At 65.8% G+C, this 14,633-nt stretch carries 13 protein-coding genes; 7 read left to right on the forward strand and 6 right to left on the reverse strand.

Annotated elements, in window-relative coordinates; genetic code table 11:
* Positions 1-6 precede the first annotated feature (6 nt).
* From ABT254_RS24770 to ABT254_RS24780, 3 genes are read right to left on the reverse strand one after another with little or no spacing between them, the layout of a single operon-like run.
* On the reverse strand, positions 7-2,160 hold the full coding sequence (locus ABT254_RS24770; protein WP_351473969.1) for an amino acid adenylation domain-containing protein: 2,154 nt from the start codon (positions 2,158-2,160) through the stop codon (positions 7-9).
* The gene (locus tag ABT254_RS24775; protein WP_351473972.1) at positions 2,157-2,945 is read right to left on the reverse strand and encodes a thioesterase II family protein; all 789 of its coding nucleotides are present in this window, start codon (positions 2,943-2,945) and stop codon (positions 2,157-2,159) included. Before ABT254_RS24775 ends, ABT254_RS24770 begins: the two co-directional genes overlap by 4 nt.
* Positions 2,942-4,057, reverse strand: a complete 1,116-nt coding sequence (locus ABT254_RS24780) for a thioesterase domain-containing protein (protein WP_351473974.1) — start codon at positions 4,055-4,057, stop codon at positions 2,942-2,944. Before ABT254_RS24780 ends, ABT254_RS24775 begins: the two co-directional genes overlap by 4 nt.
* A gap of 272 nt (positions 4,058-4,329) precedes the next feature.
* Here ABT254_RS24780 and ABT254_RS24785 point away from each other — a divergent pair, with 272 nt between their 5' ends.
* A complete protein-coding gene (locus ABT254_RS24785) occupies positions 4,330-5,325 on the forward strand; it encodes a TauD/TfdA family dioxygenase (RefSeq protein ID WP_351473976.1) in 996 nt (331 codons plus the stop codon).
* Between the two features lie 132 nt (positions 5,326-5,457).
* Here ABT254_RS24785 and fabV read toward each other — a convergent pair whose 3' ends face one another.
* Complete coding sequence (gene fabV, locus ABT254_RS24790) at positions 5,458-6,678, reverse strand: enoyl-[acyl-carrier-protein] reductase FabV (protein WP_351473979.1); 1,221 nt, start codon at positions 6,676-6,678, stop codon at positions 5,458-5,460.
* 392 nt (positions 6,679-7,070) lie between these two features.
* On the opposite strand from fabV, the gene ABT254_RS24795 reads away from it, so the two are divergent.
* The 5 genes from ABT254_RS24795 to ABT254_RS24815 all read left to right on the forward strand — a co-directional run bounded on the left by ABT254_RS24795 (position 7,071) and on the right by ABT254_RS24815 (position 11,817).
* Positions 7,071-8,504 (forward strand): condensation domain-containing protein, encoded by a 1,434-nt coding sequence (locus ABT254_RS24795; protein ID WP_351473982.1) that lies wholly within the window; start codon positions 7,071-7,073, stop codon positions 8,502-8,504.
* A complete protein-coding gene (gene fabG, locus ABT254_RS24800) occupies positions 8,505-9,248 on the forward strand; it encodes a 3-oxoacyl-ACP reductase FabG (protein ID WP_351473985.1) in 744 nt (247 codons plus the stop codon).
* A 61-nt stretch (positions 9,249-9,309) separates the two neighbouring features.
* Positions 9,310-9,576, forward strand: coding sequence for an acyl carrier protein (locus ABT254_RS24805; protein ID WP_351473988.1), 267 nt, complete (start codon positions 9,310-9,312; stop codon positions 9,574-9,576).
* 4 nt (positions 9,577-9,580) lie between these two features.
* Positions 9,581-10,786: a beta-ketoacyl-[acyl-carrier-protein] synthase family protein gene (locus ABT254_RS24810; protein WP_351473991.1), complete on the forward strand. Its 1,206-nt coding sequence runs from the start codon at positions 9,581-9,583 to the stop codon at positions 10,784-10,786.
* A gap of 20 nt (positions 10,787-10,806) precedes the next feature.
* On the forward strand, positions 10,807-11,817 hold the full coding sequence (locus ABT254_RS24815; protein ID WP_351473994.1) for a beta-ketoacyl synthase N-terminal-like domain-containing protein: 1,011 nt from the start codon (positions 10,807-10,809) through the stop codon (positions 11,815-11,817).
* Positions 11,818-11,879: 62 nt separating this feature from the next.
* Here the strand turns inward: ABT254_RS24815 and ABT254_RS24820 are convergent, their stop codons facing one another.
* A complete protein-coding gene (locus ABT254_RS24820) occupies positions 11,880-12,419 on the reverse strand; it encodes an HAD domain-containing protein (protein ID WP_351474121.1) in 540 nt (179 codons plus the stop codon).
* 130 nt (positions 12,420-12,549) lie between these two features.
* Here ABT254_RS24820 and ABT254_RS24825 point away from each other — a divergent pair, with 130 nt between their 5' ends.
* Positions 12,550-13,320, forward strand: coding sequence for a transposase (locus ABT254_RS24825; protein WP_351474123.1), 771 nt, complete (start codon positions 12,550-12,552; stop codon positions 13,318-13,320).
* A 245-nt stretch (positions 13,321-13,565) separates the two neighbouring features.
* Here ABT254_RS24825 and ABT254_RS24830 read toward each other — a convergent pair whose 3' ends face one another.
* Positions 13,566-14,615: a glycosyltransferase family 2 protein gene (locus ABT254_RS24830; protein ID WP_351473997.1), complete on the reverse strand. Its 1,050-nt coding sequence runs from the start codon at positions 14,613-14,615 to the stop codon at positions 13,566-13,568.
* Between the last annotated feature and the right edge of the window lie 18 nt (positions 14,616-14,633).

Here is a 14,633-nt window from a genome sequence, read left to right on the forward strand (position 1 = left end):
CGCGCCTCACACCATGTCCGCCAGCAGGCGGATGTCGACCTTTCCGTTGGTGGTCAGGGGTACGTCGTCGATGGCGACGATGTCCGACGGGATCATGTATGAGGGCAGTTCCTCCGCCAGGGCTGAGCGCAGGCGGCGTGCGTCAAGGACCCGCCCGGGGACCGTGACGACGAACGCCGCGAGACGTGTCGGCCGGGGCGGCCGCTCATACGACACCACCACTGCCTCAGCGACGTCGGGGTGCCGCCGAAGGGTCTCCCTGACCTCGCCTGGCTCCACCCGATGCCCCCGGATCTTGACCTGGTGATCCACGCGGCCGAGGAACTCCAACTCACCCGAACGCCAGCGCGCGCGGTCCCCGGTGCGGTATAGGCGTGCACCGGCAGGACCCCACGGGTCCGGGAGGAAACGCTCCGCGGTCAGTGCGGAATCGCCCAGGTACCCGCAGGACACGCCGGCCCCGCCGACATAGACCTCGCCGGGGACGCCTTCCGGAACCGGCTCCAGACGCTCCGTCAGCACATACATCGAGGTGTTGGGGATGGGCGCCCCGAGTGGAGTGAGCCCCGCGACGTCCGGGTCGACGATCCGCTGCCCCGAGTTCCCGACCGTTATCTCAGTGGGCCCGTACTCTGTCGCTACGGGCGTGCCGTCCGGCCCCGCGAGATCGTTCCAACGCTGGGCTAGCGCTCCGGGGAACGCGTCGCCCGCGGCGATGACGAGTCCGGCGAGATCACGTGCCTGCGAGGCGTCGAGATCCACACTGAGCAGATTCAGATGGCCCGGAGTCAGCTTGACGAAGCTGTAGGGGGCCCTAGCCGACAGAGCAGCGCCGAAGTCCTCGGTCGGCAGCGGATCGGGGAGCAGAACTACCGGCTGGCCAGTCAGGAGCGGGGCGAACAGACTCGGGATGCCGAGGTCAAAGGAGATCGAGGTGAAGTACGGCGAGCCGCCCTCTCCTCGTGCTGCGTACTCCTCCGCGGCCCACAGCAGGTAGTTGGCGAGTCCGCCGTGATGGACCATCACCCCCTTGGGCATCCCTGTGGAACCAGAGGTGTACATGACGTAGGCCGGATGGGTCGGGCCGGTCCGGAGAGGTATCGGCGTCGCGGGCAACGCGTCGATCTCCTCCCGCTGTTCGTCCAGCAGAACGAGCTCGTCGGAGGCGCCGAGGAGGGGCGCGTGCTCCGAACTCGTGACCACCATGCGGCATTGGGAGATGTCGATCTGCCTACGCAGCCGCTCCACGGGCAAGTCCGCGTCCAGGGGAAGATACGGTGCGCCCGCCCTCCACACGCCGAGCAGAGCTGGCAGCAGGTCGGCCGAGCGTCTCAGGCACACGCCCACGGGGGCCTGCCGCCCGGCGCCGAGCCCGATCAGGTGACGGGCGATCCGCAGCGACCGCCGGTCGAGCTCGCGATAGGTCAGGCACTTCCCGGACACTCGGACAGCCGTCGCATCCGGCGTCCTGGCGACCTGGTCCTGGAAGAGGTCGACGACAGTGACCGACCCACGGTCGATCACGGGACCGGTGCTCCACTCGCTCACTCGGCGCAGTTCGGCCTCCGGCAGGTATGCGCCCCGTGCGTCCCCGTCGGCTCCTGCCGCCATCTCCTCCAGCACACGGCGGTACATCGACGCGAGCCGTTCAAGGCGGTGGGCCGTCATCGCGGCACCGTCCGCGCGCAGAACCAGGTTGTCGTCTCGCACGGTCACGAGCAGTCCATAGGGCCCGGCCGCGAAGCGCTCGGTGGCGTACCGCGACGCATCGGCATCGACGGCGAAGAGCACACGCTCGGGGTGAAGGACCCCGCGACTCACGCTGTCATCGGACGCAGCCGTACCACGCGAGGCTCGCGACACCTGGGCGGTCAGCTCCCGCCAGGTGGCCGAGGCGCTCGGGTCCACGCGGAGGTCGTCCACGGACGACGGGGACCGGACGACCTCGGTGCGCAGCACCCGTTCCTCGGTGAGTGTGCTCAGCACCTTGACGTGGGCGGCCGACAGCACGGCGTAGAGTCGTGTGCCGACAAGGGCGGCGCACGCGTCGAGCGCCCCGAGCAGGTCGCCGTACGGAAGCACTGTCTCGCTGCCAGTCGAGGGCGAGCCCCCGCGCGACCGCCATGCTGTGGGCAGTGTGACGTAAGGGGTGTCGTTCACGGTCGTGTCCCCCCTTCCATAAGGCCACGCACGATGTCCGCGACGAGCTGACCGGCGTCGTTCAGGATGTAGTGGCCGGCGTCGAGCAGATGTAGCGAGAACTCCTTTGTGGTCTCGGTGGCCCAGGCCGCCATGGCCGCATGACTCACGAACCTGTCGTGGCGTCCGCCGACGACGGTGATGGGCACGTCCAGCGGTGGCCCCGAGGAGTACTCGAGCAGCTCGACCACCTGGTAGTCGGCCCGCAGGATGCGCTCGAACATCGTCATGAGGTCCGGGTCGTCGAGGATCTGCTGGGCTGTGCCACCGAACTCGACCACCCGGGTTAGCAGTTCCCGGGTCGGCAGCAGATGCAGTGGGTCGTCGATCCTGCGCAACGCCGGCCCCTCCGTCGAGGACAGGACGAGCATGGTCGGCGTGGGGCTCTCCGCCGCCTGCAGGCGGCGCGCGAGTTCGTAAGCCAGGACGCTGCCGGAGCAGTGGCCCACCAGGACGAACGGCAGGTCGAGCAGAGGAGCCACCGCCTGCTCAATGTCCGCGAGGAGCGTTCGCCAGTCGTGGCACAGCGGTTCGGTCATGCGGTTCTCTCGACCGGGTAGGCGCACGGCGCACAACTCGACGTCGTCCGGAAGTCGGTCTAGCCAGCCGTTGAAGGCCGCTCCCCCGGCTCCCACATGGGGGAAACAGATCATCCGCAGCCTCGGGTCCGCAGGCCTTCGAGGGCGGGCGAGCCAACGGTTCGAAACCGGCCGTCCCTGAGGCGGTGCTGTTCGTATCTCGCTCATGTGATAAGTGCCTCTCGCAACTCCTGCGCCAGGCACGGGTCTCGCAGGACGGCCCGAGGTGACGCGATGCCGTGGTCGAGCGGGAGTATGCGCAGGTCCTTCACGGCGTGCCGCCAGGTCTGTTCCGTCGCCGACAAGTGCATGGCGTCCTGGACGAGGAGCACCGGGCCGGCGTAGTCGGTCGGTTCGTAGTCGAATAGGGCGTGCGCGAGTTCTGCCCAGGCGAGCTGCAAGCGGGGCAAGTCCCGCGGTTCCGCCTGGTTGTCGTACCATCCAGCCTCGCGCATGCCCGCATGGGCCGCCTCAAGGCTCTCGGCACCATTGAGACCGAAGCGCCGTGCGAGCAGGGACAGGCGTTCCGTCAGCAACTCGTCGAGACCCCGGGGCCGTCCGGCGGCGGACCCGACTGGTGGTGGGTCGATCATGGCCAGGAACTCAACGACGTCGCCACCGGTTCGAAGGCGGCACGCCGTTTCGAACGCTACGACCGCGCCCTGGCCGAACCCCACGAGCCGGTACGCGCCGGCCCTCTGGTCTTCTCGCAGAGCCGTGACAAAGCGGTCAGCGATATCGCCGATGCCGTCGTACGGCGGTATCCGACCTCGTCCGCCCGGCAATGTCAGGGCCCGCACCGGGCGCGGGCTTTCCCAACCCGCCACCACTTCCCTCTCTAGCTGGACGTGATTGTCGGAGTGCACGATGTAAAGGGGTTCGGCGCTGCCGCCGACGACCGGCACCGGCCGGGAGTCCGCCGGGGTCCAGGCGGGGGCGTGCGGGAGCGCACCGTTCGCCGTGGTCGGCAGGAGGGCTGGAAGCCCGCTCGGGGTGGGGCTCCACAAGGCATCGCGGCCGATGGTCAGGCTTTCCGCGAGACGGGCCGGCGTTGCGTGGTGCAACGCCACCGAGCTGCGCAACGGAATTCCACGCCCTCGCGCGGCAACCACGATATCGACAATCGTGAGGGAATCTCCGCCTAGGTCGTAATAGTCGTCATCAGGGGAAACAGGGCAGCCTAAATAATCACTCCAAATCTCGCACATCAGGCGCTCGATCGTATGACAGGAAAGCCTGGTGGCGTCGGTCATCGTTTCCAGGGCGTCCCGCTCGGTCATTCCACCTCGCAGCCAGGTATGGGGCATGGTAGGCAGCCAGGACCGTATCTCTGGTCACGCTCGACGGTCTGCTGGAGATCCTGGCGTTTTCCCCCGCCGGAAACCAGGCAGCCGGACCGGCAACTGCCTCTGCCCGGAATTGCCGATTCGGATTCCTGGAACACCATGGGGCTCCTGTGATGATCTATAAGAAATCAAAGGGATGCAAAAACTCCTGCTTGCCTGTTTCATCACCACGCATGACATGAGATTCCTGGGAAGGAGTGGCGCACTTGACCGCCGCCTTGGACTCCACGCTGCCCCGCAGTCCCGGCCGAAGTCTCGGCGTGCAGCTCACCGATGACGATCGATCCGCCGTGGAGGCGCTCGCACAAGGCTTCGTACACAACGGGGCCGCACCGTTGGACAGCCCTGAATGGCAGGAACAGGCGCGCCTGGCGAGTTGTCAGCTACCCGCCCGGCTGACCCAGGCGATCAGGCGCTACCGGCACGACGCGGGAAGCGCTGGCACCCTGTCGGTCACCAATCTGCCCATCGTGACGAATGTTCTGCCCCCCACACCGCATGCGCCCGATTCGGTGGAACGCGCGGCCACGACGCCCGCGACGGTCGCCGTGCTGCTCGCCCAACAACTCGGTGAGGTCATCGCATACCGCGACGAGAAGCAGGGTGCCCTGGTGCAGAATGTGGTACCCATCCGGTCCCTGTCCCGGTCGCAGAGCAACGGCGGATCCGTGCCTCTCGAATTCCACACCGAGAACGCGTTCCACCCCAATCGGCCTGACTTTGTGGGTCTCTTGTGCCTACGCCCCGCGCATGAGGGAGGAGTCGGCACATACGTGGCTTCCATCCGCCAAGCCCTTCCGCTGCTGGAGGACAAGGACCGGGCTATCCTGCGCGAGTCTCGTTTCGTGACCGCCGCGCCCCCTTCGTTCCGGTCGGCGGACCGCACGGCTCCGCATCCGCTGCTGAGCGGCGATGCGGACGACCCAGACATTTGCGTAGACTTCTACGCCACCACTGCTCTGGACGAGACGGCGGCCGTGTCGATGGAGCGGCTGCGCGTGGCACTCATGAGCGTCCGTACGGGTCTCGTGCTGCGGCCCGGGGACATGGTGTTCCTGGACAACCGTCTCGTCGTTCACGGACGCGGCGCCTTCACACCGCGTTATGACGGGACCGATCGCTGGCTGCATCGGGTGTTCGTCCACTTGGACAACCGCCGTAGCCGGCCCCGTCGGACGGGTGGCGGCGCGGTGCTGGTGTGAACGTCGACGCGTGCTGACACGCGGTGCGGGGTTTCCGGCCCTCCCCGGGAGCCCCGCACCGCGCGCCTGTGCAGTGCCGAAGCCCCGCGTGTCCGCGTCGGCGCTTCGGCACCGTGCCGGCGCGACGGCGCGTCACGCACCTGGCGGGATAGACCAGGGAACGTCAGTGCGGACCGGCACGGTGTAGTCGACCCCTGGTATACCGAACCCGAACAGCCGCTCGACCTCGGCTCGGAACCAGTCGAGGTCGGCGAGGTCCGCGAGGTTGTCCGTGGTGACGGAGGCCCAGCGTTCCTCGACGGCGCGCTGTACCTCGGTGTCCAGCTCCCACGCGTCGACACGCACCCGGCCCTCGCTGTCGACCTCGAGCGGCCGTCCACCGGTCATCCGCTCCCACAGGTGTGACATCTGACCGATGGGCGGCACCATGGCCTCGCCCAGCACACCGCGCAGCAGCAACAGGTAGAGAGCAATACCGGGAATCGCGTTGGAGGACTGAGTAACGGCCACACCGTTTACCGTGGCGAAGGCTCGGCCGCCCACCAGCTTCTCCAGGCGTTCGTTCAACCGCGTCGCCGTGTTCTCCACATGGATCTTCGCGGCTCCGATGGTTCCCTGCCTGTAGACGGGCGCAGTGACGGGCGAGCCGACATACGAGAGCGCAGTGGTGGTGAAGCCGTCGGCCAACAGCCTCCGGTCGAGGAGGTGAGTGACCCAGCGTTCCCAGTCCACACCACCCATGATTGCAACCGTCCGCTCTGTCTCACCGCTCTCGGCCCGCTCCAAGGTCGTCTTCCTGACCTCGAACAGCCCATCCGCCGCGAAATGCAGTGTCTTCGTGGTGTGGGGTGCACCGATCGGCTTGAGCACCGATGCCTCCGTGCTCCCGGTCACCGGGTCGGTCCGTCTGGGCGCGGCCACCGAGTGGATGAGGTAGTCCAGTCGACCGCCGAATCGCTCGTCGAGCAGATCGGCGACCCGCTCCTTGAGGGCGTCGCCGAACCCATCACCGTTGAGGAAGACCATGTCCCGGCCGTGGCGGCGGGCCAGTTCGGCGACGGCTGCGGTGCGGTACCAGCCGGCCGACGCGGTTCTCCGGTCGGTCGCAGCTCGCTCCGAGCAGACACCGATGCCGCGGATCCCAGCCCGGGCGAGCCCCGCGACGGTGGCGGCCAGGCCGTATCCCGCGGACGAGCCGATGACCAGCGCCACGGCTCCCTCCTCCCGTCCGTGAACGGGAGGGACAGGGGCGGCGGCTCGCCAGAGGTCGTCCACGGCCCGGGCGCAGCCCGTCGGGTGGGAGTCGAGGCAGAGAAAGCCTCGTCTAACGGGGGCAATGACACGTTCACTCACTCGGGGCTCCTCCTTGTCGGAGCGCAAGGGGCGTCGGTGGGCTCCGGGACACCGGTCCGTCACCCAGCGGATGCGCGGCTCGTTCTCCGCACGGCGGAAAGCCACCAGTGCGGGGCAGATCGTTCTTGTGAACAGCCTTCGACGCGGCGCGTCTCAGGCCGGGCGTCTCCGTGAAAGGCAGATTGAGAGCGGTACGGGGTGCCATCGACCCACTTTGGGTTCCGCAGTCCCGCAGCAGCATAAGCACGCCTCGGAGATCGGTACAGGCAACTCGGCGGCAGCTCGATCGGAGCAGTCTGACAGGCAAAGACAGGCAACACAGTTGCCGGTCCCATTCCTGGAGATTCCCAAGCCACGCTGGCCTACTGATGTCGATGGCTCGCACGGGAGAAATGAACGGAATGGTGATGAAGCTGCCAGCGGACCAACGAAGCATCGCACCGCCCCACGGCCATCCAATCACTACGGGGCAGGAGGCAATGTGGTTTCTGCAACAGGTAAGACCGGATAGCGGTTCATACAATGTAGCGGGCGCTTTTAATCTGCATTTCCCAGCGGACATCACCATTCTGACATCGGCGATCGAGGCCATTGTAGCCCGCCATGAAATCTTCCGTTCCGTGTTCCGAACCCTCGGCGGATCCGTGCGCCGATTTCCGCTCCCAGCATTGCGGCCGACCGGTGCGCTGGATGTCCTGAACGTCCCCGACATGAGTGAAGAGGCACTGCGCAACTTCGCCCGGGAGCTGGCAGAAAGGCCATTCGATCTCGTCCACGAAACGCCTCTGCGGGCCACCCTCCTGCGCAGAGGATCCAGCGCCCCGGACATCTTGCTCATAGTCGCGCACCACATAGCAACAGACGATGTCACACAGCGACTGGTATTTCGGGACGTCCTGACGGCATACTCCGCCCGACTGTCCGACGCCGACTGCGCCGACGCGGCGGGCGGCAATGACTTCGAGGCGCTCGTGGGACGAGAGCGGACGTATCTTGCCTCTTCTGAAGCGGCGGCTGCGCGCACATACTGGCAGCGCGAGCTAGACGGCATCGATACGGGAGTGGACCTTCTGACGGATCTGCCCCGTCCCGCCGTTTACGAGTACCGAGGCTCAGAAATTCCCTTCACGCTTCCCACCGAACTGGCCGCCCGGCTCAAAGAGGATACCAAGGGGCGAGGTGTCACGGAGTTCACCTACTTCATGTGCGTGTTCCAAGCGCTGCTGTATAGGCACGGGGGCCAGACAGATTTCGTGATCGGTTATCCGGTGAGCCTGCGGACCAGCCGAGCCTTCAGAGAATCTTTTGGATGTCTCATCAACACCCTCCCTTTTCGAGTCTCCATTGATCCGAATGACTCGTTCGAAACGGTACTTCACCGCACGTCCGACAAGCTGTGGCGCGCACTGAGGCATCGCGAATACCCACTCGCACTTATTTCACGTGACCTCCGCCTCAGGCCCGACCCGGCCCGGACGGGCCTTCTCCAGGCTCTGATCACGACGAACACGTCGAACCAGACGGACTCTTTCTACTCCGCGTCCCTGAGCGATATGCGCTTCGTACATGCCGGCCTGGAGGTGTCTGTGTTCTACGTTTCGCAACAGCTCGGGCAGGACGATCTCACGCTGGAGGTCTTCCGACACGAAGACATAGTCACCGGAAAACTCAAGTACAACTCCGCGTTGTTCTCCACGGACACGGCCAGGCGCCTCGCAAACGACTATCTGGGGCTGCTGGACATGGCCGCCACCCACGCCTGGCCACGCACGATGCGTGAACTCCGCGGCGCGTCTGACAGCCCCGACGAACCGAAGGAGGCGTAGATGAGCGAGACCAAGGGCACCGCTATTGTCACGGGGGGATCCCGCGGCATCGGCCGGGCCGTCGCCGTCGCCCTGGCACAGGACGGCTACGACATCGGGTTCTGCTATCGCAGTGCCGGGTCCGAGGCCGAGAAGACCGCCCAACTGATCGAGGCCGAGGGACGTAGTGTCTACAGTGAGGCTGTCGATGTCGCCGACCACGACTCCGTCCGCGACTTCGTGGCGGCTGCCCAGGAAGCCCTCGGGCCGCCGACAGCCGCCGTGGCATGCGCGGGAGTAACCCAGGATCGTAGCGTGGCGCTGATGCGGCCCGACGAATGGTCCACGGTTCTGCGTACGAACCTCGACGGCGCGTTCCATCTGGCACGCGGCGTCATCACACCGATGATGAAGAACCGAAGAGGATCGATCGTGCTCATGTCTTCGGTTTCCGCCTTCAGCGGCAACCGCGGGCAGGCCAATTATGCCGCCTCGAAATCCGGTCTGCACGGGCTCGCTCTGTCCCTCAGCAAAGAGGCCGGGCCCTATGGCGTCCGGGTCAATGTGGTCGCTCCCGGCCTCATCGAGACGGACATGACATCAACGCTCCCCGCCACGGCCCGCAAAGCGGCGTCGGAGCGTATCTCGCTCGGTCGATTCGGCACTGCGCATCATGTGGCCGAGGCGGTCTGCTTCCTCTGCTCCCAGCGCGCCTCGTATATCACTGGCTCCATTCTGCGCGTCGACGGGGGCCTCGCCCTCTGACGGCAACTCCCGATCACCTCGTCACCGGGAAGACATCGTTCACCAGAAAAGGATGGAATCCATGACAGAGATCGTCAGCGACGAGACCGCGCTGCGAATCGCCACGATCCGGGACATCGCTGCGGATGTCTTCTCCGTGGAACCGGAAGACGTCGAACGCGCCGGCTCCTTCATCACCGACCTAGAAGCGGACTCGCTTCTCGCCATCGAGCTCGTGAGCCAGCTCGAAATGCGCTTCGACATCGCCATCGACGAGTCGCAAATGCCTCGACTGATGACCAGCCTGCAGACCGCCTACGAGGCCGTCGCCGAGAGCGCCGGTTGGTGACCTGATGCGCCGCCGAGTCGTCATAACAGGCATGGGCCCCGTGTCGAACATCGGCATCGGGATAGGGGAGTTCAGCTCGTCGGTCCGCCACGGCAAGTGCGGAACATCCCCGGTCAAGAGCTTCGACACCACCGGATTCCACCATATCCACGGGGGTGAGATAGCTGATTTCGAGCCGTCGCGTCATCTTCGACGGCTGCGACCGGACGACGGCCACTGGGGCCGTACCTCGTTGTTGGCCGCAACTGCCGTGCGCCTGGCCGTCGACGACGCCGAGCTGGACGTGGCGGACACGGAGACCGCTGTCGTCGTCGGAACGACCTTCGGTGAGATCCCTGCCCTCGTAGACATGACAGAGAACTGGCTCCACAACGGCTGGGGGCCGCCCGACCCGCTGACCGCCGCACAGGCACCGGCGTCGAAGCTCGCACTGGCGGCAGCGCGAGAGCTGGGCACGCGAGGCGAGGCGATGACCATCGGCACCGCCTGCGCCGCGAGCAATTACGCGCTCGGCTATGCCTACGACATGCTGAGCATGGGCCAAGCAGACGTGGCGGTGGCCGGGGGCGCCGATTCGGTCAACCGCTTCACCCACGCGGGATTCCACAGGCTCGGGGCCGTGGCCGCAGAGGTGTGCCGTCCGTTCGACAGGGACCGGGACGGCATGCTGCCCGGCGAGGGCGGAGCCGCGCTAGTCCTGGAGTCCTTCGAGCACGCGGAGGCACGTGGCGCACGCGTCTACGCCGAAGTCCTGGGCTATGCCATGACCTGCGACGCGAAGCATCCTACGGCTCCGGACGGAGACAGCATCGCCCGGTGCATGCGTGAGGCCCATCGTCGAGCGGGCGTGGCACCGGAGCAGATCGACTACATCTGTGCGCACGGCACCGGCACTGTGACCAATGACCTGGTGGAATCTCAGGCGGTGTTCGACGTCTTCGGCGAGAACCCGCCACCGATCAGTTCCATCAAGTCCATGTTGGGCCACACGATGGGGGCGGCCAGCGGCTTCGGAGCCATCGCCAGCGCGCTGAGTGTCTCCATGGGATTTCTGCCACCCACCATCAACCACGCCGTCACCGACCCACGCCTGGCGAAGCTGGACCTGGTGCCTAACGCGAGCAGGTCAGCCCCCGTGCGTGTCGCGCAGAACAACGGTTTCGCATTCGGCGGCAACAACGCGGTAAGCCTTTTCGGGAGCGCCCCATGACGCACATAGTCATCACAGGAATGGCCACGATCGCTCCGGAGGAGGCCGCCAGCGACGGTGCCGTCGATGGCCACCCTTCTCACCGCGTGTCGTCGTTTGACCCGGAAGCCTTGTTCGGCCGACGCGCGATCCGTTTCAGCCATCGTTCCACGCTCCTGGCGATGGCAGCTTGCGAGGCGGCCGCCGCTGATGCCGGCCTGAGCATCACTGAGGAGAACCGGAACGCCGTCGGCATCACTGTCGGTACGACGCTGGGAAGTCTCTCCGGGGTCTACGACTTCGGCGTGCCCACCTTCGACCGTAGGCGACCCGATCTGGTAAACGCGGCGTGCACACCCAACATCGCCCTGAACACCGCCGCCGGGGCCCTTGCCATCCGCATGGGCGCGCGGGGTGCCAACTCCACCGTGGCTGGCGGACCACTCTCCAGTGTCGCCGCGCTCCGCCACGCCGAGGTGACGCTGCGTGCGGAACACGCTGACACAGTGCTGGTCGGGGCGTCCGACGAACTGTCCGAGCCGATGATGTGGTGGGCGGCCTCCGCGCTGGCCACCGTCTCGCCCGGCGAGGGAGCGGCGATGTTCGTAGTGGAGCGCGAGGAGACGGCCCAAGCGGCCGGACGCGCGCCCCTCGCACGGCTCGGTGCCATCGTGGTCCGTGCGGTGGACCCCACGCATGCCGACGCGTTGGCGGAGGTGGTCCATACGGCACTGCGGTCTGCCGGGACCCGTCCTGAGCACGTGGTGCTCGCCGCGATACGCGAGACGGGTGTCCCCGCGGTGGACGAGGCCCAGCGCGATGTGCTGCGGTCGCTGCCCGGTGCCCGTCAACTGTGCAGTGAAGGCCGCATCGGCGACTGCTACAGCGCGCACGGCAGCCTCCAACTGGCGGAGCTGGTCGAGATGATGAGGGCGCAGGACAGCGGAGCAGAGTCGGCCGGCCTAGTCATGGCTGTGGATCCGGACGGGGCTGTGGGAGTCGCAGTGGTGACGCCCGCGACCGCGTTCAAACCGGCGGCAGCGGCGGGCTAAGACTTGTCCCGCAAACGATCACGAAGGACAGCGTCGCAGCCGGGTGTCGACCGGCTGCGGAATCAATCGAGGCAGGTTGCCCATGCCGTCAGCGTGACGAAGTCGTCGATGGCAAGGCCGCGTCGCGGGTCGACCCGGTGCAAGAGGGCGGGACCGTCGTGGTGTTGCTTCACCCAGGTACGATCCGCCTCTGTGATCTCGTCGTCGACCCAGGCGAACGCACGGCCCTTCGCCCAGGCGACGATCTCAGGCGTCTTCCAGAACACACCGCCCCCGGGCTCGGGTCTCGGCGAGGGCCAGGCAATGTAGGGCAGTTCGGGCAATCCCAGGACTGGCGCGACGAAGGCGTTGGCTTCTTCCTCCCACGTTGTCGCCCACACCAGGTCGAAGGGAAGCGTGTCCAGCGCCGGGCCGTGATCCGGGTTGAGCCACACCCGCAGCGGCTTCACGGGCTTGTTCGACAGCCCCCACTCAGTCAGTCGGCGGCGCTCAGCGGCCTCCCAGCGAGGAGTCAGCAGGCGGTGTGTCTGATAGCCCTCGGGCCGACGGTGCGGCTTCGCGGCATACGGGTTCAGTGGTCCGTCCACATCCACCAACAGCACTGGGCGCACGAGCTCATCCCCCTTGGTCCTGCGTCGCACGGTACCGGCCGGTGACGAGACCGCCCAACAGAATTCTGGCAAGTACTGATCTTCGTAACGCTGGGCTCTGGGGTAGTGGGACTATCTTGACCTGGGAGCAGTGATCACGGCGTCACAGCCGTCCTGGATAGGCCCGTTCACCGGGCTGAGCCCGCGCTGCTTCGGCAAGCTGGTGACCGCCCTGCGCCGTGAGGGAGCGGACGCGGTCCGTCGAGGCCGGCCGTGGAGCCTGCCCCTGGAGGACCGCGTCCTGCTGGTCGCGGCGTACTGGCGCACGAACTTGACGCTGCGCCAGCTCGCGCCGTTGTTCGGCATCTCGAAGTCTGCGGCCGACCGCATCATCGACCGCCTCGCACCGCTGCTCGCGTTGCGGCCGCGCCTCCGGTTCCGCAAGGGCACCGTGCTCATCGTGGACGGCACCTTGGTGCCCACGCGTGACCATGCGGTGGCCGAGCAGTCGAAGAACTATCGGTACTCCACCAACCACCAGGTCGTCATCGACGCTGATACACGGCTGGTCGTCGCGGTTGGCCGCCCACTGCCTGGCAACCGCAACGACTGCAGGGCATGGGAGTTGTCCGGAGCGAAGGCCGCCGTCGGCAACGCCACGGTGATCGCCGACGGGGGTTACCGCGGCACTGGCCTGGTGATCCCGCACCGCCGCGAACCCGGCCAGGCCGAACTCCCGGCCTGGAAAGAGGAGCACAACCGCTCACACCGCAAGGTCCGCGCCCGCATCGAGCACGCCTTCGCCCGCATGAAGAGCTGGAAGATCCTCCGCGACTGCCGATTGAAGGGAGACGGTGTTCATCACGCCATGCTTGGCATTGCCCGCCTGCACAACCTCGCGCTCGCCGGATAGACCGGCCCGAGGGGGCCGTCCCCGATGCTGACCGTCTCGACTCAATTGATCATTGCGGGACAGTCTTTAGCGGGCTCAGTGAGGCTGCGTCCAATCCAGCTTATGCAGAACAGGTAAACGGCTGACCCCAAGGTGAGGCGTGACAGAGCCCCTCGTCGTCGGCGCGGTGACCTCACTCATCGCACCGGCGGCCGAGGGGCTCTGTCGTGCCGGATGACTCACACGTCGGGCTCACATGCCGCCGATCAGAGGCCGCGTGGCCGCGCCGTGGACATAAACAGCCGATCGCGCCATGCAGCATCCTCGAGTAGGGGCTGAAGCAATCCGACCAGGTCGCCGGCTCGCCCGGATACGATCGCGGAATACACGTTTCGCAGTTCCTGAGGAATCCCAGCGAACAGCTGCGTAGGAAAATCATCCAACAGTTCGGCCGCTCGCTTCACGAACTCGCAGCGGTAATCCTCGTCCTCTTCCACGAACTCATCGAAGAACAGCGGGACCTCCTCCTGTAGGAGGTTCCTGTCATAAGATAGGAGCATTCCGTCTGCCGTGGCGGTACCACTCTTCAAGAATGTTCGAACGAGATCGATCGCGGTGAATCTGTCCGCCATTCCGGAGACGGTTCTCTGCTGAGTTATGGACGGAGCACCCCCCTCTCTGATGCGCCAGAGATAGACGACTTCATTGACGATGTCCACCGATTCGGCCAAGCAGTAGAGGGGGACGACAAATGGTGCGTCCTCGTAGAGCAGACCTTCCCGGAAGAAGAGCCTCTGCTTCTCCCAGAAGGTACGGCGATAGACCTTGTTCCATACCGTTCGGTCCATGAAGAGGCCAGGGGTCTCGAATATGTTGGTCCGCACCTTGAGATCACCGAAGTCGTGGATGTGCTTCTCGAACTGATAGCTCCCAAAGGAATCGAAACGATGAACGTTTCCAGCCGCCATGTCGGAGTTGCTGGACTCGATGGAAGCCAGCAAAGCAGAATAGGCATTCCGCGGCAGGACGTCATCGGAGTCGACGAAGGAAAAATAGTCCACACTGTCCGAAATCTGCCTCAGTCCGATATTTCGAGCAGCCCCCGGACCTTTTCTGCTCGACTGCACAAAGAGCCGAAATCGCTTGTCCTCGGCAACAAATCTACGAGCAATAGGTACACTTTCGTCCGTGGATCCGTCATCGACCAGGATGACATCCAGATCGGAGAAGTGCTGATCCGCGACAGACCTCAGACATTCCTCGAGGTATGGTTTTGCGTTGTATATCGGAATCACAACTGCGAGCTTGGGACGCACGGCAACTCCCAGGGAATA

The organism is Streptomyces sp. NPDC001137 (genome assembly GCF_040298885.1).
Lineage (GTDB): Bacteria > Actinomycetota > Actinomycetes > Streptomycetales > Streptomycetaceae > Streptomyces.